This is a genomic window from Pedobacter sp. GQ55 (assembly GCF_059758925.1).
This window is the reverse complement of the sequence record NZ_JCAXEI010000012.1, coordinates 76,994-99,020: the sequence shown is the minus strand read 5'-3', so window position 1 is coordinate 99,020 and position 22,027 is coordinate 76,994. Positions and strand designations below refer to the sequence as shown.

Sequence of the window (22,027 nt, the reverse complement as noted above, 5' to 3'; positions counted from 1 at the left end):
TTCTGATGTGCACTACTTGCTACAAGACATCTCTTGTCGCATTTTTAATCCTAACCGTTACTTCATAAGTTCCCTCCTGATAGATTCGGAAAGTAAATCGCGGGTTAATGCTATAGCCTCGATCTGGAGTTGGAGTAAGACCGGGGTCGAGTTTGGCAAAGTTGCCGGGAATTCTGTAATAAATGGTATAACCCTGTCCAGGAGGCCCTGCAACAAGCGGAAATGGAACTACTTCAAAGTTACAGGCCATTGTAGAATCCGTTAATACAAGGGGATGGAATCTGGCAAAAGTATCAAAGCTATTCCTGTCTCCACGTTTAATGAACTCATTTTTCTTTGGGTTAAATGGAGTGCCATTTTTATCTACTATTTTTAGAATGATCAAAGTACCCTCGTTGGAAGTCTTTTTAATTTTAACTTCTGGTTCTCCAATATCTCCAGACTCGCTGGACCCATCCTTAAACCAGGCACCGCCCCCGGCAGATTGTTCCGCTACCGGCCCATCATATAAAGAAAACTGGCCAATGTTTTTAAAATCCTTTGAACCATTCTCATTGGTTGCCCGGATATCAAATTCATAGGTCCCAACAGACACATTTGCGGTTGTTCCATAAAAAGTAAATGCTCCGGTATGTGTATTAAATTCAACCGGCGGTGCGTTTAATAATTGCCTGTGTTTATTTAGCAATTCAACAGTTGTGTCCCTATTCACATCAAACTGAGAGATAAAAATATACCGCTCGTAGTTTGTATATAATAGTTCTGCATGTTTTTTTGTAACTGCATCACGAATATCTAACAATTCATAAGTTACCGGTGCACTAGAGCCATCGTTGTCTACCGGTTTAGTTTGAACCGTTATGCCTTTTTGAATTTTTATTGGGCTATCCCGGTATCTGATCTGATTGCTGAGAAAACCGTTTTCGACTTTCTTACAAGAGAATATGATCCCCATCGCTACAAAGCCGAGTGCTATAAGTTTTATATATCTTTTCATATTATTAGCTTAAAATCATTAATTCTTGATATCACCAAAAAAGGTGAAGGTGTGATTGTTATTTACCACATGTATCACACCGGTGTTGGTGATGATCCCCGAGGTCTGCACACGCGCCTGCAGCAATTGTTCAGGGTCAACCAATGGGAGTTGCGTAGAGTCAGTAGGGATGGTACCCGTTCCATCCTCCTTTTTAACTATTTTAGTGAGGTAAACATATTTTGGTTTAACAGGGAAGATGTTAGGGTCGGTATAATCTGTTGTTGGAATGGCCTGAATTAGCCTGAATTCCCCATCGTTAGATTTCCTTAATTTCCCCACTTCACTTAGTGCCTCTACAGGAAGTCTGTCTTTAAACAAGTAAGCCCTTAAAGAATCCTTAAGCTCTGGGAGCTTTAGAGAATCGAAGGTAAAAACAAGGTTCTCATCATTTAGTTTAATACGCAGATGCGCCTGTTTTTCTTTAACATAATTACTTATGGCGTAATTAGTTAAAGCAAAAACTGTCCCACTGGCATTTACTTCATCTTTTAAACCCATACGATCTACCATGATGATGAGTGTATCAAACAGCTTTTTGGTTTTTAGGTAATCGTATGTGGTCATATCAACCTTAGGATTGTAAAGACTACCACCGATCACATAATCTTTCTTGCAAGAGTAAACAGTAACCACCGTGACTATTGCAATGCATATCATAATTATTTTTTTCATGTCTGATTCATTTAATGATTAAAGCCTTCCTTGCCAGTATGGCGTTTGTGTTAACGTAAAGTCGTCTTTGAACATTCCGGGGTCTATTGGCCATAGCCAACCACCTTCAGGAGTGCCATTCATGAACTGGTCTTTAAAGCGTTCATTATAGGTAGGAAGTGTTTTGGTTCTTACCATATCGTAGTAAGACTGGCCTTCGAAATATAGTTCACGAAGCCTTTCTTCAAGAATTGTTGTACCCAAAGCCGTGCCTCCCCCGGCATAATCGGCGAGCTTAGCCCTTTTTCTGATGGCATTGAGCAATATAACCGCTTCACCATCACGACCCAATTTGTTCAACGCTTCTGCCCTTAGCAAATAAATATCGGCCAGACGGAAGATGATCAGGTTGTTGGATAGCCTCGGATCATTTTTAGCCGAACCATCAGCATAGGTTACATTAGAGAATTTAATGGTCTGCCCCTCGGACGACTGCGCCTGGAAGAAGAAAGTTTTATACCTGATGTCAGTAGTGTCTTTATAGATTTTATTGATGTACGAGGTATTTACCGGCCATTGAATATCTGCTTTGTTGGCTACATAAGGTCTCCTAAGCGTTGGCGCATACCCTCCTCCGTTTAAAGAAATACCTTCACTTTGCCCATAGCTGATGTTGATCTCAAAGATGCCCTCAAGAGATTTACCGATAAACACTTTTGAATAGTCTGTAGAGTCACTTAAAGCGTACCCTCCATTCTTAATTACATCATCCGAAGCGATTTCGCTCCCTGCGTAATCTCCCGTCCAGGCTTTTATGTGTGCTTCCAAAGCAAGTGCACTTCCCTTATTTGCCCTTACAGCTCTTTGATTTTCATCACTGTAACCAAAAACAAGATTAGCTTTGGCAAGCTCAAGATCCTTGATGCATTGAGCAAGTACTTCGGCCGCAGGTGTACGAGGGATATTTTTTGCCTGATTAATATCAAGATCAGGTTCAAGTCTCAACGGAACATCACCCCATATTCTGCTCATGTAGAAATAAGTGAAAGCACGAAGAAAATAAGCTTCGCCTATGATACGTTTTTTATCATCCTGATTGGTAAATTTCTCGATTGCGATACCGGGAACCTTGTTAATTATCAAATTCACCTGCTGTAACAGTTGATAATAGGACTGCCAGTTCCAGTTCCCGGAACCTACGTTTAAACCAGTAAATTCTCCATTTGAAATGTTAAAATTTTGATTGTCCCTGTCAGATCTGATGCTGAATTCACCTGAAGGTGCATCGCCATATACATGCCACGAATAATTGTTCAACAGCACCCTTCGTAACGAAGAGTATGCTCCGGAAATAGCACTATTTGCATCTTGTCCATTGGTAAAATAAGCTCCGGTAAAGGTCGAATTGTGGGGTTCCAGGTCCAGAATTCTTTTGCAAGCAACAGCGCTGATGACTAGCATAAAAAGCAAAAGCCTTGTAATATGTTTTTTGAAATGTATTTTCATGATTTCATATTTAATAAATGATAAAACTATTAAAGCCCTATTTCCAGACCTATCGTATACTTTTTAGGTATGGCGTAACCGCTACCGTTATAAATACCAAAGGCATCAACCTGTTCCGCATCCGGTAAATTGGCCGATTGGAAAATATGAAGGTTATCTGCCATAGCATACACCCTTAGCCTGCTCAATGATAGCCTTTGTAGAACTTTTGGTTTAAACGCATAGGCTAACGTGGCCGTTTTTATGCGGATATAAGATCCGTTTTCAACCCATCTAGAGCTTACTGCAGCGTATTTGTAACGCGTGCCAGAGAATGAGCTTAAGGAAGGATAATTCGCATTGTCTCCTGGATTCCGCCAGTAATTAATGCCATTTAGGTATGGAAATGCATTGTTGCTTAATGCGTGCAATGGGTCCGGATCGCCATCATCTGTAGGTACTAAATGGGAGAGCTTTCCTACCAGGTAATCATTATAGATATCCCTACCTAGGGTAAATGTGGCAAATACTGAAAGGCTAAAGTTTTTATAGCTGAAGGTATTTACCATACCTCCTGTCATTTTTGGATTTGGATTCCCGGCAGGCACATAATCTGTAGCGTCAAGAATTCCGTCTCCGTTCTGATCCTTCCATACTGGATCTCCACCTTTAAACGGATATCCATAAAAGCTAAGTACACTTCCATCAATGGGATTTACGGGAACATCTCCGTCAGTAGCATATATGCCTGTTTGCTCAAACACATTATACTGATTGATTGACTGCCCTTGTCGCAAAAGGAATTTATCTAAATAAATATCCCGGCCACCATTTGGCAACGATGTGATCAGATTTTTATTGAAAGCAAAATTGAAATTGGTTTCCCATTGAAATGCTTTTGATGGATTGAAATAATGAGCAATGAATTGCGTTTCGATACCGCTATTTCTTGTACCAATGGCATTTGAAGTTATGGTTGAGTAGCCTGTAGTAATAGGGAGTGCAAGTGTAAATATCCCCTCCGTTGTATTTCTGACATAAGCATCAGCTACAAAATTAAATCTGCCATTTAAAAAAGTCAGGTCGACTCCAATATTCGCCTGTTTTGAATGCTCCCAGGTGAGTTCGCTGTTTGACAAACCTCCTGAAAAGTTTGGGGACACTGAAGGAACTCCATTATACGTATTCGATTCGTTTTGACCTGTTGATGGATTTGAACTACCCGGGAAACTGCCCGCCCCAACATTATACGTATTGAAGGACAGGTAACTATCGCCACCATCTGGCTGTCTACCTGTGATACCATAGCTACCGCGAATTTTAAATAAAGTTAACCAGGAGCTGGCAGCTTTCATGAAAGGTTCATCACTAACGATCCATCCAGCGGAGAATGATGGAAAGAAACCTACCCGGTTACCTTTACCAAATTTTGATGATGCATCGGCATTTATTACGCCCGAGAACAAATATCGCCCCTTAAAATCATAGTTCGCTCTGAAAAAGGCGGTCTGGATACCGCTTTCAATTAAATCTGAATAGGCATAAGAACCCATTTTATTGATCACTTTTACGACGCTAATCTGATCGTTAGGTATACCGTCAGCCTCCGCATATGTTGCCCTGTATTGATGGAACTCAGTATTCTGTCCGGCAAGTAAATTTAAATGATGGGTATCATTAATAGTGGTCGAAAACTGAATGGTATTGCTCATTAAATAGTTTGTAGAGTTGTCTACAAAGCTTGTTGCATATCCTGTTCCACTTCTGCGAACCGTTCCCGGTGTGAAAGTATCCTTTCTACTATTTGCAGTTTCATAAGATATAATGGTGTTAAATAACCATTTGTCAGAGATTTTCCAATCGATGGTTGGACTTATGCTTAAGCTGTTATTGGTATTGGCATCTGTTTGGATATTTGTATTTCCAAAGATGAAATCTCTATTTGCATCAGGGAGAAAAAGATTTGAAGATGGCAGTGGACTGCTGGCATAGTATCCTCCATTAAAAGGGCTGTTACCTCCACTTAAATCACTTACAGATCTTGGTCTGTCGAGACGGTTATAGCGAATTTGAACGCCAACCTCCAATTTAGGGGCCAGCTTGACGCCCATTCTGCTGTTGATGCTATACCTGTCGAAACCTGATTTTTTAATGATACCGTCTTCAGAATAATAATTCAACCCATAACGATAAGTAAATTGTTCTGTACCCCCAGTAAATGACAGATCATAATTATCTACTCTACCAGTCTGATAAAGTTGGCCTCTATAGTCATTCGCATTATTAAAGGCACTATTTAAACTATCGGTAAGTATTTGAGGAATATTTTTCAGGTTATCATACGTTCCATAGTGGTTGATCAGTTCCATTTTCGCACGTCCTTCTTCTGCTCCTATCAGTACCTTATCAAGGTTTGGGCGTTCTGTAATACCGTGATAGGTAGAGAAATTAATTTGCGTTTTCCCGGTTAATCCTTTTTTTGTGGTGATCAGGATAACTCCATTGGCTCCACGAGATCCATAGACTGCTGCAGCTGATGCATCTTTTAAAATATCAATGTTCTCAATATCACTAATAGGGATACCTGCCAAGACATCTGTACTGGTTCCGTTACCAAAATTCAAAGCAGCAATATCCTCTGTACTCTGCATTACGTTATCCACTACATAAAGGGGTCCGCTAATCGCTCTGGCCAAGCTGGCTTTACCGGAAGCCGAATTGGGATTGTTGTCAATGTTCCTGCTCACGGCGGTATTTCCACGTAATACAACGGTACTTCTTACCCCAGGTTCGCCTGAGAAGTTTTGCACGTTTAATCCCGCAACACGACCTTGCAATAATGTACTCAGGGATGGTGCCGGAACATCAGCAATAGATTTAGGATCTACTGAGGTTATAGCAGCACTGGCCTTTCTTCTGGAAACTTTCTGGTAACCAATAACAACTACATCATTTAGTGTCTTTTGATCAGATTCCAGCTTAATTTCGATATCTGTATCACCAGCTTTTACTACAATTTCTTTTGCCTTATAACCAAGCATACGAAACACGATTGTACCCCCGACGGGTATGTTTATTGAGTAACGTCCCTGATCGTCTGTGGAACTTCCATTATTGGTACTCTTATTTATTACTGAAACCCCCGGTAATGGTTGATTGTCGGTTGCATCTTTAACGATTCCGTTAATATGGATTGCTGTGGTGGATTGGGCATAGCCACTAAAAAATATAGTCCCTAGTGCTATCTGCAATAGCATTACGCCGCCTAGTATTTTATTCTTATATAAAATTGCATTCATGAATTTTAAATTAATACCTGCTCCCTATTTATCATCAGGAGTCCAGGAGTTCAGATTGATTGGTTTGGTTTGAAACATTAAAGTTTCTATTGGTTGTTTTGATTTTGAATGTTTGGTTATTCCATAGGCTAAATTGTTTTAGTTAGATTTAATTGTTTAATAATCGGTTTATTTGTATATGTTGATAATTTTTTAGTAAAACGATTTAGCTAGTAGGAGCTAATTTGGGTTAAGTGTCAAAAAAATGAGCAAAAAAAGTTTGATTTTTAAATAATCAGAATGAAAATCAGGTGAAAAAGAACAAAATCACCAACAATTCAATTATTTTATGAGGCTAAAGTAATATATTTTTGAATTCACTGGTATATATTTTGCATTTTTTAAATAAAAAAAAATAAAACTTTAAAAAACACTAACAAAAAAACTAGAATAACAATTAAAAATACTTAAACATAAATTAAAAGCTATTTAATTATTTTATTTCACAGGCATATAGCAACAAAAACATACAACAGCGTTTAACGACACACTAAACATCATAAAAAGGATCATAAAAAGATCTATTTGAAAATATCTCAAGATATTTAAGCTTTATGAGTGATTGAACAATACAAAGTTGCGTCATAGACTCAGGCCAGGGAATGGACGGTCTTCCCGAAGTATTGTAATTTCTTCCCTTTTTAATTCACTACTGCTGGAAGAAGTACCGTAACCATAATTTAATCTTTGCTTAATCAGGATCATTTATCCTCATCCGTAATTTAAGCGATGAAATGGCAATCTCTGGCAAGAAGTTTAGCATATTCTATTCTAAGTATCGTATTGATCCCTCAGGCAACTTCTCCGGTAGGAACCCGTCGTGCAATTGCAGCCGAAAGAGCTGCTGGCACTACCTGATTAAAAACCTGGACAGAGTTTAATGCTCAGAAAAAAGTTTATTAGCCCTCAATTCCCCTTGTTTCCAGAGCAGCCATTTGATGGCTAACCTTTTTTTATGTTGAAAAAATCTGTCCTAACAAAAACCATATGAAAATGAAGCTGTTAGTAAGTGATAAAACAAGTCGTAATTAAGCCCTTAAATTGTCGCATTAATACCTCATACGCGCTTACTTTTTTCTATAGTTTTGTTTAACAAGACATTAACCTTAAAAAAATATTATTATGAAAACATTACAGTTCACAAAAGAGATCAAAGCACCGGCCCAAAAAGTTTGGAGCACGCTTTGGAATGAGCCAACTTATTCTCAATGGACAGACGCCTTTAATCCTGGTGGTGGTTCCAAAGTAGAAAGTGATTGGAAGGTTGGCGGTAAAACACTCTTCCTGGATGGAAAAGGTAATGGTATGGTTAGTACCATTAAAATAAAAAATGAGCCTTATCATATCGTGTTTGAACATTTGGGTGAAGTAATAGACGGCAAAGAAGATACCACCAGCGAAAGGGTGAAAAGCTGGGCAGGATCCCTTGAAGAATACCATCTTTCTGAAGACAACGGCATTACTAAACTTAAAGCTTCTGTGCAGGTAGGAGAAGAATGGGAAGAGGTTATGAATAACGGCTTTACAAAAGGTCTGGAAGAAGTAAAAAAACTTTCAGAATAGAAAAAATAAATTATTCCAATTTAGGAAGTGATGTCCACCATTTATCCAATTTGGTTTTCAATTCCTGAACAATTTTTGGGTTATTTTCGGCCAGGTCTGTGGATTCATTGTGATCTTTTTGAATGTCATACAGTTGTATATCGCTACCATCGCTGTTCATCAAAAGCTTCCACTGCCCTGACCGTATAGCCAAATTAGGGCTTTTATCGCGACCTTTGGGGAATTTAAATGCGATATCATTACGGCCATATTCCCAATACATATCCATATTTCTGGGAGATGGTTTTCCCAGCAAAGCTGTACTACGGTCTTTACCGTCACCGCGATAGCTGCCGGGCAGTTTAACCCCCGCTATTTTAGCTAATGAAGGCAACAGGTCAAGTGCGCTCAACACCGAAGTTTCATCGGTTGTACCGGGTGTTATGTGGCCGGGCCAACTGATCATAAATGGCATGCGGGTACCACCCTCATATAAAGAAAGTTTAGTACCGCGTAATCCGGCAGCCCTGCTACCTCTAAAGCTTGGCAATGGCCCGTTATCGCTGGTAAAAATAACAATGGTGTTTTTATCTAGCCCAAGCTTCTTCAACCCATCCAGCAGCCTGCCAATCTGAATATCGTATTCTTTTAATACCAATTTAAACGCAGCTTCTTCCTGGGGATTCATCGGGTACTGGCCTGTATATTCTGTTTCTTTTCGAGGTACCCATGGAGTATGTACATCATCAGGCCATAAATTAATAAAACAAGGTTGTCCTTTATGTTTCTGCATAAATTCCAATGTTTTATCTACAAAGTATTTAGTACGGTCCCATCGCTTTATACTATCTTTTTCAGACCATATCCAGTTTGTAGCAGTAATCAAAGGATCGGGATCAGGGCTTTCGTAGGTACTTGCATGCTCATCGAACCCATATTTCTCAAATCCAGGCGCATTGGTAACATCACGGCCTCCACCCAAATGCCATTTACCGAAATGCCCAGTAGCATATCCGGCGCTTTTAAAAATTTTAGCAATAGTGGGTGCTTCAGGGTCTAGAAAATCTGCTTGCTGCGCATTACGGTTATGTTTGCGATTGTCTAAGTAAGTTGAAAAATTCCATCTTCCGGGATAGTTACCTGTTATAAAACCCGCCCTTGATGGGGAACAGATTGGCGCAGCACTGTAAAAATGAGTAAATTTCCTGCCGCTTGCCGCAATCCTGTCAATATTGGGTGTAGGTACAAAATTACCTCCAAAACTACTCACATCGCTGTACCCCATATCATCAGTAAGTATGTAAATTATATTTGGCCTGTTAAACGGCAGATTAGGTTTTGTTTTAGAGACAGGAAATACCCACCCCAGTAAAGGCACTAGTATAAATGCAATTATTCCGAAAGCTTGTAATTTCCCTTTCTTTTGATTTAACAACATATTTTACGCCTTATGTGCTGGTAATGGATTAGTAACCACAACTTGAAAGTGTTCTACTATTGGAAAAGGATCGTAGTAATGATGTAAAAGCTCTTTCCAGTTGTTATATACTTTAGATTGTCTGAATCCAATTGTATGGTCTTCGAGATTCTCCCATTCAACAAGCAATAAGTATTTGTTGTCTTGTTCAATACATTTCTGCAAGCTGTGTCTGATGTATCCGGTTATTGAGCTTATATATTGACCCGCTTCCATAAAATCTGATTCAAATTGATCATTTTGTCCTTCCTTAATATACAGGGCAGCAACTTCTAATATCATATTGAGCTTTTTGTTAATGATTAGCAATATAGAAAATTACAAATTAAAAATGAATTAAGAAGGTCTTTCAATCGCAATTGAAAGACCTTCTTAATTCATTTTCAAAGACGTCTACATTCTTAAATGTAAACTCAAATGATGCTATACCGCATCAATTGCCTCACGCAGTTCCTTCGCGGCTGCTGCCGGATCTTCGGCTCCATAAATTGCTGCACCTGCAACTATCACTTTTGCTCCCGCTTCGACAACAGCGACCACATTACTGATGTTTACACCACCTGCTACAGAAACAGGAACCCCAACTCTTGCCACTTCGTCTATCAATACCTGAATTGAATAACCAGCTGTCCATTGTTCGTCTAAACCCGCGTGAAGCTCTACAAATTCCACTCCCAGTTTACTTACTTCCTGAGCGCGCCTCACCCGATCCGGATAACCAATCGTGTCTACAACAACCCCTTTGCCATGGGCTTTTGCTGCTTTAACAGCGCCAATGATTGTAGCATCTCCCGCTGCTCCCATTACTGTAACTAAGTCTGCACCAGCGGTAAAGGCGACATCAGCTTCCAACTCGCCTGCATCTGCAGTTTTAAGGTCTGCAAAAACCAATTTATCCGGATGCGCGTTTTTCATAGCAGCGATAACTGCCGACCCCATGTTCTTAATCAGAGGTGTCCCCAGTTCAATAATATCTACATAGGGTGCTACTTTAGCTGCCAATGCCAATGCCTCTTCTGTGGTTAATAAATCTATTGCTACTTGTAATTTTGCCATAATGATAATATATAATTGATTATTTGTATTTATTCAAGATTTGCATGCCTTTTCCATAGCTCTGCGGCTGGTATACCATTAAATTTCCACAATGACTGAAATACTGAATCCATTAATAACAGCAAGAATTGCTCAAATAAACTTCCTGCATATTGCCCAGAGCGACTACTCTCAAGATCTTGCTTTCCCGCAGCAGGTATCAAAATCAATTGATCTGCAAGACCAGAAAGTAACGAGTGCTCTTGCGTTGAGATCGCGACAACAATGGCTTCAATTTCCTTTGCCTTGTGTGCTGCCCTTACAATTGTACTAGTTGTACCAGATCCGGAAGCCGCAATTAATAGATCTCCTTTTATTATGGCAGGCGTAATGGTTTCGCCTACAAAATAAACTTTAAGCCCCAGGTGCATCAACCGCATTGCAGCCGAGCGCATTGCAAAACCAGAACGCCCGGCTGCAATAATAAAAATATGATTAGCAGACACAATATAATTAACCAGAGCTGATACTTCATTGAAATCCATTTGTTTTAACAACCAGGTATTTTCAACTAAAATCATCTCCAGATTGGCACGAATGTCATTAGCAATCTGCTTCTCACTTATGTTTTCAATCTCCATTTTCTTATCGTTTAATCCTCCGCAAAAGTAATGAGGGCTAATCGGTTCAACCTTATACAATCAGCGCATTATGTGGGACAATCAGGAAACTAAAGGGTTAAAAAGTCATAAATAAGCCACAAAAAAAGAAGGATTTCCGAATAGTCCACCATAATTTCCCAATCGTCCAATACAACAAACCCATTGTCCTTATCTTTAGGCCATGATAAATGCAGCACTGCAACCGGGACTTGAAAAATCATTGATTTATATACGGAATTTGGGTAATTGCCCTCCGAGTTACCTTAATGATCCCGGACGGAAGGATTTCTTTGAGATTGTCTGGCTAAAAAACGAAGATGCCCTGCACGCACTAAAAGACACTGAATTAGAGGCAAAGGCTGACTGGATTTATCTGATCCCCCCGTATAGGGTTCATCAATTGAATAAAGCGGGAAAAAATGGAGAACTGATTTCTTTTAAAAGAGGTATGCTGGAAGAAGAGGATAAAGAATTTCTTCTTGATCTTTTCAAAATATTTAATGTACAGGGTGAATTTTCCTGCCTCAGGCTAAATGAAACATCAGCCATTGAACTTTCGGGAATATTCCAATTACTGGATAAAGAATATACCAGCAATAATATTGTTATGGTAAGGGCATTGCTCAAAGTTTTTTTGCTTAAACTGATCCAGGTAAAAGAACATGAATTCACCAGTCAGGATATCCACCAAAAAAGGGTTTATGAATTTTTAATGCTGTTGGAAAGTAATTATCAGCAAGTTCGAAACACGGATTTTTATGCCGGAAAATTAGGGATTAGTTCTAAACGCCTCAACCAAATCCTTAAGGATAAACTAAGTAAGACAGGTATGCAACTGATTCATGACAGACTTATTTTGGAGGCAAAACGCAGCATCATTCATAGCGAGAACACCATTAAAGAGATTGCTTATGAGTTGGGTTTTTCTGACCGTCCATACTTTAGCCGATTCTTTAAAAAGCAAACCGGGCAAACACCAGAAGAATTTCAGAAACAAGCCAAAACTCATATCAAGATAAAATTCAACACTTTAGTTGGCGACATAGAAGGCTAAACCTTGGTATAGGCTATATCTTATGTATGGAGTCTTTTTGCCTGCTGATCACAAATTCTTTTGCTTTTGACAATTTCTTTAATGCTTTGGGATAACTCGAGTGAATTTCCATCAGGGCATCTCCTATCTGATTTCCGCTCGTAAAATCTATTTCAAAAAGCCACTCTGCAAGACCAATATCGGCCCACATTTGTCCTTTTCGGGTATCTGTTGGTTGCCTTAAGTGAATAGCAGGAACATTTGATGAAAAGGCTATGATTGGGGAGTGCATTTCAAAACTGACCAATGCTCTTGCCTTTGCATAAACTGATTGCGCTTCATCCGGGATCCAATAGGTATCTCTCCATATCACATGTTTTTTAACATCTTCTGGCAGTGGGTCTATCAGCATTTCTTTGGCCAGTTCTACCTGATATGTGACTTCTGGACAAGCCAGTATTTTTAAACCCGTTTCCCGTACCCACCTGATCATCACATCACGAAGTTTTGCATGATCGGTGTCTTTATAGTATTGCGAAATCATGTATTTCTTTGATTCCTCCTCTGTTGGTTCTATGTTTTTCATTTTCCAATAAGGGGTATACCTCAGTCGTGGTATGACACAAATAAATTCCCCACTTTTCAATCCCTTCGAATCCAGGTAATCAGCAGCAAGTTTATCATTACGAAGATTGATTGCAAAAGTTGCATCCGGGGCAAACTCGGTTATCGGACATTTAGATTTTAATGATTTCAGGTAATCTAATGAAGCTGTATCTCTGCAATAGATAAATGAGGCTTTATTAATTAGATCTAAAGATTTGACATCTGCATCTACCAGCGAAATACCGTACATACCAAAGGGTTTACCAGTTTGTTTGTGCCATGCTGCAAGATCAGCAGGAACTACAATCCAGGGTCCGGAGCCATGTACCATGATGTCACATGTTTCAAATGCCTGTTGTAAGGCCGGTGTTGTCGGTTTACCTGATGCATCGATCTTTCCGGGGGCAAGTTTCAGTTTACTAAAACTCTTCTTTAGCAATACATCAACACCATTATCCAGACTATTTGGCCATAATGTTATCTCTGCGCCAGGTAAATAGGTTTTAAACAGTTCCATTATTCCAAAAGTGTGGCCAATATCACCTATGTTTACCGTTTGCCAGGATGAGCGTAGTAATATCCTGGAATTCGCTTTAATGTGGCCACTTTCAATGGCTCCCATAAGACTAGAAATAACAGGAAGTGCAGCCATAACCGCAACATTGCTAATAAATTTTCTTCTTTGCATCTTAATCAAGCTTTCTTTTATTTACTATTGTTTAACAATTTTAAAAACATGGACCCGGGGCTGATTTACCTGATAAATAGTGTCGGCAAGTATAGACAATTGTCTGAAGGCTTCTGTTTCCGAACTCTTTTTCAGCAAGTAGTTCTTAAATTGCTTCTGGTGATATTCATAATGCCCGCCATCTTTTAAAGTTTCCAGTCGGTTTTTAAGATATCCAGCCACCAGAGTTGTATCTGATGCATCTTTAAGTTCAGAAAGGTGCATAAATTCAACAAAGCGGAGATTGCGGATTACTGCTTCCACATCTCTGTATTTTATGCAGGTATTCATTACCGTTAGAGCTTGCCGGTATTGGGGTGTATTTTTGTATAGTGCAAGGTTAATCCCCGTCGAGAGGTCCTTAGCAGTAACCCCTGCAATAAAAATATCGTCAATAAAAAGATGGTAGTTTCCCGGTAATATTTTTTTTACCTGCAGCAACTCTATATTAAAGTCCTCATTAAAGGGAATCCATTTGAGCGCATCTGCAGCAGATTCCTTAATCGGAAAGGGCAGGCTTTTCTCAAGGCATTCAAATGTTAATAAGCTATCTTGATTTGATTGTTTTCTTATTTCTGCATTAAAACTATCTTGTTGTGATGCTTTTAAATCATCTCCAATAATCAGCTTAGATACGTATTGGGGCGACTTTGTATCCTTCAGGAACTGATAAGCCATTACAAAATGTCCTACCGACTGGGGGTGCACCCGGTCTTTACCGATGATGGTAAAAGCAGGGTCTTTTAACTGCTCTTCTTTATTGATGCGGAGCAATACTGATTGAAAATCGACCAGGTTGGTATGATACTTTTCAGACAAAAATTGCATGTGTTCTGCACAACGCTGTAAAGCATCGTTTACACCATATAGGTTTTCTGTTTCCATAACTGCGGTCTGGTCATAAATAGAAGGTTTAAGCAGCGTAACAGTTTCTACATTCTTTTTTAAGATTTTTACCGCGGCCTCAGTGCTGGTCCTATATGCAGCCAATGCCTGTTGCTTTAAGGTTTCATTAGAATTTGCTTTACCATAAAGTTCCCGTTTTACGTCATTCATGCCGATCATCATTACCGCGTGAGTTGGTCGGTGGATGAGCACATCTTTATCCATTCTTTTTAAAATTCCCGTTGCAACATCCCCGGATATTCCGCAATTGTAAAAGCGTATTTTTTCTGCCGGGAATCGTGTGGCATAATAGATCCATAAGTCATTGTAGTATTCACCGTTGTTGGTGATGCTGTTTCCTATAAAACACACGCTGCTTCCGGCAGGAAAAAAGCTCTTGTTGTTTTGCTGGGCAAATCCAAATGATGTAGAAATGAACAGGATAACAAATATTACCCTTAACCTCGGCGAAAATAACAGCATACTTTTTACTTATAAGGTTTAAAAATCATCAAAACGGATCCTTCCTTCACTGGCTTTTTAAAACGTAAGGCCAGTCTGGTATAGGGTTTTCCGCCCTCAGAAAGTTCCTCACTTTTAATTTCAAACTCTTCTTTAGCGACTATGGTAATGAATAGCTTATCTTTTTTACCGGTAATTTCGATTTGATTGGTATCGATCTGCTTCCAGCTACCTCTGGTGATCAGGGCGGTTTCATAACTCTGATCTCCACTAAATGCAAAATGGTCTGCTACGGTAAAAAATCCATTATGTTTGCGGTCATAGATAAATTCCCGTTCCAGTTTTTTGAGTTCCTTTACCGGGTAGGCGCTAGCAATATCCATAACCAGTTTATCCTGTTCATTGGTAAAGCTGGTACTGAGGACATTGCCTTTTGCTGCAGCCCCAGGTATTTGCTGCTGACCGGCAATGAGCGGCACCGGATGTCCATAGGAAGCAATGGTTTTGTAGGAATACCTTTCTGGTCCAAATGTTTTTGATGTATATGGGATAATCCCCGGATCACCCATTAAAACCTCATCCCCTACTACAATAGAGAAAGATCCAACATCGTTATGATTATGATGCTCATTGTTGTTGCCTCCTTTTATTGCCACCCCCATATCCATTTTAGATACTCCTCCGGGGCGGACGGTGAGCACACCCGCCTGATCAAAATAGGATCGCAGGTCGGATTCTGATTCCTTGATTGGAAGTTCCTTTGCAGATACCTTTTCCGGAAAAACAGTAAGGATACTTGTTGCCAGGTCCACAGGGCGGTCTGGAAAAACCACATTTTTAAACTCTGAAATATCAACACCCAGGTTCCGGTTTACATAAAAGAGAATAAAGGGCGAGGGTTGAGTATATGGCCGGCAATCGCCAATTGATGGAAAAACGCCATGGATAATTACAGTTTTGGGAAGAAATTCGGCCATCAGTTTCACTTTTGGGTCAGCAAACAGGTCAATTTTTCCGTCAGTATTTTTATAAACTGTTTCACGCAAAAGAACAAAATGTCCAAAACCATAGTTATAATAGCCCAGTCCTTCTGTACAATATCCGTCGGGCAGAAAGCCCTGGATTCCATTTTTATGATAGCGTTCCGCAATGGCGATAAATTTCGCCCTTTCAGTCTTATCCTCGATTATTGTCTCAGCAGCCCCAACCGTACCCGAAAGGCATACTGCATTAAAGTTATTGGTGTTTGTTAAAAAGAAATTTTCATTGTTTCCTGTCGCAATTGAATTTAATACAGGATTAAATACCCGCTCCTGCACAGCCTTAATTGCTTCTTCTTTAACTTTTTGATCGATCTTATCATCCAGCAGATACAGCGCCTGTGCAATGTGCTGTGCGTAACTTACCGCCGATAATTCGACCAGGTATTTTTTACCCTCAAAATTTACCTTGTTATAATCATGCGTGGGGTTTACCCAGGACTTTTGACGACACAGCTCGAGCAATGCATTTTCTGCGGCTCTTGTATATTTCCCCTTATCCGTAAGGCATTCTGCAAATACATACCAGGTTAGCCATAAGAGGCGCTTTTGGAGCATATTTTTACCTGGAACAGACGTTCCTTTAGTCCAGTACGCTAAATAATCGTCGTCATTCCAGGCCGGAAATGACAGGTTCAGCGAACTGTCGGCACTACTGATTACGCTGTTATACTTCCCGCTTTTAAACAGCATATCCCAGGCTTTCCTGTTTTTATAGTTATCCCCGAATCCGGAAGGCTTTTCGGGCAGCATAGCCACAATTTGTTCAACTCTTTGCATATCCAAGGGTTGAACCTGTACAATAGGCTTTGAATTGTCATAAATGGCATTTTTAAGGCTTTGGGCCTTTACTGTACTTGCTGCCATTGGGAACAAGCAGATAATTAGCCCTGTGGTCATTACTCTATAAACAGATCTCATAGCTTTAAAAATTAATATCCTGAGTTCTGTATCAGTAAATTATTCAGTTGAATATCATGAATAGGAATTGGCATAAAAATGTTTCTGGCCGAAACCTTAGTAGCAGCGGTTGTAATGTTAGTTGCAGTCCCTGCATTTGCATTGGCATATGCCAGAAAGCTCTTCATATCCTCTACAAATTTGCCCCAGCGGATCAGATCGTTTCTCCTTAATCCTTCAAAACACAATTCTCTTGATCTTTCTTCTTTTATGGCAGCTAAAAGCTCCGATTTACTTGAAATTTGCAATACAGAAAGGTCGGCGTCGTCAGATTCGGTAATTGTTGCCACAGCACTAGCCCCTGTTCCACCACCACCGGTAAGGGTAACTGTTGGTGTTGAAGTATAATAAGGACCTCCTACCGTTAATGTTCCTGGTGAAGTAATGATAATCCCAGTAACGGAACCGCCTGTGATAGTTGCCTCGGCGGTAGCTCCACTGCCACCCCCTCCGTTAATTGTTACTTCGGGTGCACTGGTATAGCCTGATCCACCACTGGTTACAGCAATGTGCTTAATCACATTCCCATATAATATACCATAAGCTCTTTTGCGAACCATATTTACATACTGATAAGCATTTGCAGGGCCATTAACCTCATTTTCTGCTTCAGCAAGCATAAGCAAAACGTCTGAATAACGCAAAAATGCGAAGTTCTGGGAGGTATAGTTTTTATCCTTGGGGTTAACCACTTCATACTCTCTGCGCCACTTTCCGGCATTCATAAGCCAGGTATTGGTCACGTTGGTTTTTTTGGCTACTGCTCCAGTTCCCCAGGTATAATTGGCGCAGTTCCAGTCCCTTCTCCAATCAAAAGAAGCCTTATTCGGTGTGCTTGTACTTAATGGATTAATTTCGTAAGAATTATATAATTTTCTGGTCGCATTTATCGAACCGGAACTGAAGCCCTTATTGGCATCGCTGCAGGTAATACCACAAAACCTTCCCGTATAGGTATTTCCGAGGTTAAGGCCTCCAGTATTGTTACCCCAGAACTCCAATTCCCACAGACTCTCTTTCACGTCGTACTGCTCCCTGGCATACTTTAAAAACACATCTCTATAATCGGGGTTTAAAGCGTGTTCAGGTGCATTTTCTGTGGGATGAACAACTTTATTCGCCCACAACAATGCATCTTTATATTTTTCTGTATCCTTTAACGGAAACCCTGCCATGTAAAGGTATACCCTGGCCAGCATCGCCTGAACAGCGGTTCGGGTAACCTTCCCTCCTGAACCCAGAGCCGTAGCCGTTTGCGTTTTTAATAAAGCCTCCGCATCAATCATATCCTTTGTAATCTGCGCATAGACATCTTTCATCAGTGTCCTTGCAACATTAACCTCTGTTACGGATTCAGTGGGGGTAAGAATCAATGGAACATCGCCATAATTGCTCACCAGCATAAAATATTGAAAGCCACGCAGAAACAATGCTTGCCCTTTAATCACGTCTTTCGCCGTTTGATCCATAGTTACATTATCCATTTTCGAAAGCAATAAATTGGCCCGTTCAATACCTGTATAAAGGCCCTTCCAAAACAACTCATTCTTTGCATCCGCAGCATCATATTGATAAGAAGGTGTCAACTCCACTATTTTCCCATAAGACTCGTCGGTGTTTGTATTAAACATATAGAGGTAATTGTTTCCGTAAACCTCTTGCCTGCCCAATGTATTATAAATTCCATTGAGGGCACTTTGCAATTGCTCGGGCGTTTTGTAAAAACCATCCGGACTAATAAAATCCGTTGGTTTTGTATCTAAAATTTTTTGGCAGGAAGTAAAAGCAGCTGCCACCAGAATGAAGTAAAAATATTTTAACAGTTTCATACTTTTATAATTAAGTAGGTTAGAACGACAGGTTTAATCCAAAAATGAGTGTACTTGCACGAGGGTAGGCTGAAAAATCAAAGCCGGGTGTAAGCGTTGAATGTCGGACAGACACTTCGGGATCCGGTCCTGAATAGTTTGTCCAGGTAGCAATATTTTGGGCAGAAGCGTAAATCCTTAAGCTTTTAAACTGAGCTTTCTGGAATATTCTTGCTGGAAAATTATAACCCAGTGATATCGTTTTTAGCCTTAGATATGAACCATCTTCAACTACCCTGCTTGAGTAATAAAATGGTCCCTGTCCACCTGTTCGAAACAAGGTGTTGCTTGGATTATCGGGTTGCCATCTATTGGCGTAGCTTGCGTACTGGTTAAAAAATCTGGATTGCTTCCCATTACCATCAAAAAGCATACGGTTGGCATTGATAATGTCATTCCCATAAGACCATTGAAGAAATACATTCAGATCAAACCCTTTATAAGAAAAATTATTTGACAAACCACCTGTATGTATCGGAAGACCCCTACCGATTACTGTAAAATCAGAAGCATTAACATTTCCATCACCATTGATGTCTTTATATTTAATATCACCGGGCTGCACTACGGGATTTCCATTTCTTGGAATATTCTCTTTAAGCGTATAAACACCTTGTGGACTCTCTGTAAAATCTTCATATTGATAAACACCATCCCAGATCACACCATAGAATTGCCCTACCGACTGCCCTAACATGGCTACGTAAGGAGAAAGCGCATTCCATTTTTGATCAAAGCCTACCGGGCTGGTTAACAAGCGTTGGTTTTCAGCAAGTGCAAGCACTTTATTTTTATTGAAACTGATGTTGAAATTTGAACTCCAGTTGAATTCCTTACCCTTAATATTGATCGTACTCAGTGAGATTTCAATACCCTGATTTTGCATTTTTCCCACGTTTTTAAACGCACTAGGCAATCCTGTTGTATAAGGTAAAAGGGCTTCCAGTAACAGATCATCGGTGGTTTTTCTGTAAAGATCAAGTGTTAAATTTACACGCTGTTTAAACATACTTAAATCATAACCGATATTCACTTGCCTGGTGGTTTCCCATCTCAAATTGACATTTCCAAAAGCACTGATTATGGACCCTTTAGAAGGAGAACCATTGCCGTAAGAATAGGCAGCCCAAACGGGCTGGGTAATCTGATCCAAATAAGGAAAATCTGCAACCCGATTATTACCGGTTTCTCCGTAACTTAAACGTAGTTTAGCGTCAGATACAAATGTTAGTTTTTTCATAAACTCTTCGCCGCTCATCCGCCACGACAAAGCGCCCGATGGAAAATACCCCCATCGTTTCCCGGGCGCAAATTTTGAAGATCCATCGGAACGGAAAGATGCAGTAAAGTAATATTTAGATTTGTAGTTGTAATTTATACGTCCCAGATAAGACAAAAGCCCCCATCTTGAACTCAAAGAGGTCCCTATCTGAGAAGGTGATTCATCCAAACCATCAAGTCCTAGTGATTCGTTAGGAACGTTAAGCGCATTAAAACCATTTCTTGCTGTTTTCTTTCCCTGCATAGTGTAACCTGCTAATACGGTAAAGTCATGCACTTTGTTAAATATCTTTCTGTAGCTGAGCGTATTCTCGTTCAACCAATCAGTAGAAGGGTTATGATAAACGTATCCATTCACACCATTTGAATTACGGGGATTACCCGATTGAGTTAAAGAGTTATTAAAAGCTTCATTTCTCAGCATTTTATTGGTTATACCACCTGTAACCCTCAGCGTTAGTGAGGGAATAATTTTGTATTCAACATATGCATTGGCCATTAATGCTGTAGTTAAGTCCCTCAGCAGTTCATTTTTAGCAGAAATCACAGGATTAACCCTGTAATCCGCAATTACATTATAGTCAAAGCCTGGATCAAACAACTCATCGTCCAGGTTATTGTCATTGCCCGTTACAGGACGATAACCCCAGACGGCATAAAGCGGATTGGTACTGGCCGACTGACTGGGTGAGGAAGCATTAACTATGGCTCCACTAGATACACTATGGCTATAGTTTAGGTTTACACCAATTTTTAGCCGCGGATTTACATTCTGATCAAGTGCAATCCGTCCCTGATAGCGTCTAAAACCTGAATTCAAAATCACCCCATCCTGGTCTATGATATTTCCTGAAATCGAATAGCGCGTTTTATCAGATCCACCACTTATCGAGATGTCATGGTTCTGCATAGGTGCATTTCTATAAATCTGATCCTGGAAATCTAACCCCTTTACATTTTTATAATCATCCAGTGTTTTTCCATTATCCAGGTAAGCAATCGTAGCGTTAGCCTGGTCTAGCTCTAACTGGTATTTTACAAATTCATAAGGGCTCATTAGATCTATGGTTTTTGTATTTTTCTGAAAACCATAGTAACCATTATAAGCAATCACCGGCTCACCTATCTTCCCTCTTTTGGTGGTAATAATGATTACTCCATTAGCCCCTCTTGCTCCATAGATGGCTGTGGCCGATGCATCTTTTAAAATATCAATGGAAGCAATATCTGCCGGATTTATGGAATTATTGTTTGCATCTTCTAATGGAAAACCATCTACAACATATAATGGTGAGGTGTCTTGTGTGATTGAGCCTGCTCCCCTTATCACAATATTATTGATTGCCCCGGGCTGTCCGTCGGCGCCCGAAACCTGAACACCGGCTACTCTTCCGGCCAGGGCATCGTCAAATGATTTTACCGGTGCCTTCTCAAATTCATCTATTTTCACCTGGCCGACAGATCCGGTCACATCTTTCCGTGCAGTTGAACCATAGCCAATCACTACAATCTCATCCAAAGCATTGTCAAGATTTTTGAGGGCAAGGTTGACGATGTTCTTGCCGTTTAAAGGAATATCCCTTGATTGGTAACCAACGTACCTAAAGGACAAGGTGGCATTTACATTTGAAACTGTAATTACAAATTTGCCATCAGCATCGGTAGTGGCTCCAGTTTTAGTGCCTTTTTCAAATACGGTGACACCGAAGAGCGGTTCATTGTCAGACGAGGTTACTTTACCTGAAATATTTTTGCTTTGTGCATTTCCAGCCGATGGTAAAGCCATTACCAATATCCAGGTAAAAATCACGCTGAAAGTAATGGTCCCACAAAGATTTAGTGGTTTGATTAACATATTATATTTGGTTAGTGTAAAATCAATGCTATGTCTGACCCGGCAATAATTACAGGCTCATATACAAACTTAATATAATTA

At 39.9% G+C, this 22,027-nt stretch carries 16 protein-coding genes; 3 read left to right on the top strand and 13 right to left on the bottom strand.

What is annotated here, in order from left to right:
* Positions 1-19: 19 nt before the first annotated feature.
* Genes AC6CH7_RS23070 through AC6CH7_RS23055 form a run of 4 tightly spaced genes read right to left on the bottom strand, consistent with a single transcriptional unit; the run spans position 20 to position 6,474 of the window.
* Positions 20-997, bottom strand: a complete 978-nt coding sequence (locus AC6CH7_RS23070; protein ID WP_498264949.1) for a DUF5007 domain-containing protein — start codon at positions 995-997, stop codon at positions 20-22.
* 18 nt (positions 998-1,015) lie between these two features.
* The gene (locus AC6CH7_RS23065) at positions 1,016-1,711 is read right to left on the bottom strand and encodes a hypothetical protein (RefSeq protein WP_498264948.1); all 696 of its coding nucleotides are present in this window, start codon (positions 1,709-1,711) and stop codon (positions 1,016-1,018) included.
* An 18-nt stretch (positions 1,712-1,729) separates the two neighbouring features.
* Positions 1,730-3,196 carry a RagB/SusD family nutrient uptake outer membrane protein gene (locus tag AC6CH7_RS23060; RefSeq protein ID WP_498264947.1) on the bottom strand — a complete coding sequence of 489 codons (1,467 nt, stop codon included), beginning with the start codon at positions 3,194-3,196 and terminating at the stop codon, positions 1,730-1,732.
* Positions 3,197-3,225: 29 nt separating this feature from the next.
* Positions 3,226-6,474, bottom strand: coding sequence for a SusC/RagA family TonB-linked outer membrane protein (locus AC6CH7_RS23055; RefSeq protein ID WP_498264946.1), 3,249 nt, complete (start codon positions 6,472-6,474; stop codon positions 3,226-3,228).
* Between the two features lie 768 nt (positions 6,475-7,242).
* Between AC6CH7_RS23055 and AC6CH7_RS23050 the strand changes: the two genes are divergently transcribed.
* Positions 7,243-7,371, top strand: coding sequence for a hypothetical protein (locus AC6CH7_RS23050; protein ID WP_498264945.1), 129 nt, complete (start codon positions 7,243-7,245; stop codon positions 7,369-7,371).
* Positions 7,372-7,635: 264 nt separating this feature from the next.
* The gene (locus tag AC6CH7_RS23045) at positions 7,636-8,076 is read left to right on the top strand and encodes an SRPBCC family protein (RefSeq protein ID WP_172660083.1); all 441 of its coding nucleotides are present in this window, start codon (positions 7,636-7,638) and stop codon (positions 8,074-8,076) included.
* A gap of 10 nt (positions 8,077-8,086) precedes the next feature.
* Here AC6CH7_RS23045 and AC6CH7_RS23040 read toward each other — a convergent pair whose 3' ends face one another.
* The 4 genes from AC6CH7_RS23040 to hxlB all read right to left on the bottom strand — a co-directional run bounded on the left by AC6CH7_RS23040 (position 8,087) and on the right by hxlB (position 11,208).
* Positions 8,087-9,493 (bottom strand): sulfatase-like hydrolase/transferase, encoded by a 1,407-nt coding sequence (locus AC6CH7_RS23040; RefSeq protein ID WP_498264944.1) that lies wholly within the window; start codon positions 9,491-9,493, stop codon positions 8,087-8,089.
* A 3-nt stretch (positions 9,494-9,496) separates the two neighbouring features.
* Positions 9,497-9,814, bottom strand: a complete 318-nt coding sequence (locus tag AC6CH7_RS23035; RefSeq protein ID WP_498264943.1) for an antibiotic biosynthesis monooxygenase family protein — start codon at positions 9,812-9,814, stop codon at positions 9,497-9,499.
* Positions 9,815-9,955: 141 nt separating this feature from the next.
* Positions 9,956-10,588, bottom strand: coding sequence for a 3-hexulose-6-phosphate synthase (gene hxlA / locus AC6CH7_RS23030; RefSeq protein WP_498264942.1), 633 nt, complete (start codon positions 10,586-10,588; stop codon positions 9,956-9,958).
* Positions 10,589-10,617: 29 nt separating this feature from the next.
* On the bottom strand, positions 10,618-11,208 hold the full coding sequence (hxlB, locus tag AC6CH7_RS23025; protein WP_498264941.1) for a 6-phospho-3-hexuloisomerase: 591 nt from the start codon (positions 11,206-11,208) through the stop codon (positions 10,618-10,620).
* Positions 11,209-11,410: 202 nt separating this feature from the next.
* Between hxlB and AC6CH7_RS23020 the strand changes: the two genes are divergently transcribed.
* Positions 11,411-12,283 (top strand): helix-turn-helix domain-containing protein, encoded by an 873-nt coding sequence (locus tag AC6CH7_RS23020; RefSeq protein ID WP_498264940.1) that lies wholly within the window; start codon positions 11,411-11,413, stop codon positions 12,281-12,283.
* 13 nt (positions 12,284-12,296) lie between these two features.
* On the opposite strand, the gene AC6CH7_RS23015 is transcribed toward AC6CH7_RS23020, so the two are convergent.
* Genes AC6CH7_RS23015 through AC6CH7_RS22995 form a run of 5 tightly spaced genes read right to left on the bottom strand, consistent with a single transcriptional unit; the run spans position 12,297 to position 21,946 of the window.
* A complete protein-coding gene (locus AC6CH7_RS23015; protein WP_498264939.1) occupies positions 12,297-13,556 on the bottom strand; it encodes a polysaccharide pyruvyl transferase family protein in 1,260 nt (419 codons plus the stop codon).
* A 24-nt stretch (positions 13,557-13,580) separates the two neighbouring features.
* On the bottom strand, positions 13,581-14,963 hold the full coding sequence (locus AC6CH7_RS23010; protein ID WP_498264938.1) for an SGNH/GDSL hydrolase family protein: 1,383 nt from the start codon (positions 14,961-14,963) through the stop codon (positions 13,581-13,583).
* Positions 14,964-14,968: 5 nt separating this feature from the next.
* Positions 14,969-16,903, bottom strand: coding sequence for a hypothetical protein (locus AC6CH7_RS23005; protein ID WP_498264937.1), 1,935 nt, complete (start codon positions 16,901-16,903; stop codon positions 14,969-14,971).
* An 11-nt stretch (positions 16,904-16,914) separates the two neighbouring features.
* Positions 16,915-18,771: a RagB/SusD family nutrient uptake outer membrane protein gene (locus AC6CH7_RS23000; protein WP_498264936.1), complete on the bottom strand. Its 1,857-nt coding sequence runs from the start codon at positions 18,769-18,771 to the stop codon at positions 16,915-16,917.
* Positions 18,772-18,790: 19 nt separating this feature from the next.
* A complete protein-coding gene (locus AC6CH7_RS22995) occupies positions 18,791-21,946 on the bottom strand; it encodes a SusC/RagA family TonB-linked outer membrane protein (RefSeq protein WP_498264935.1) in 3,156 nt (1,051 codons plus the stop codon).
* Between the last annotated feature and the right edge of the window lie 81 nt (positions 21,947-22,027).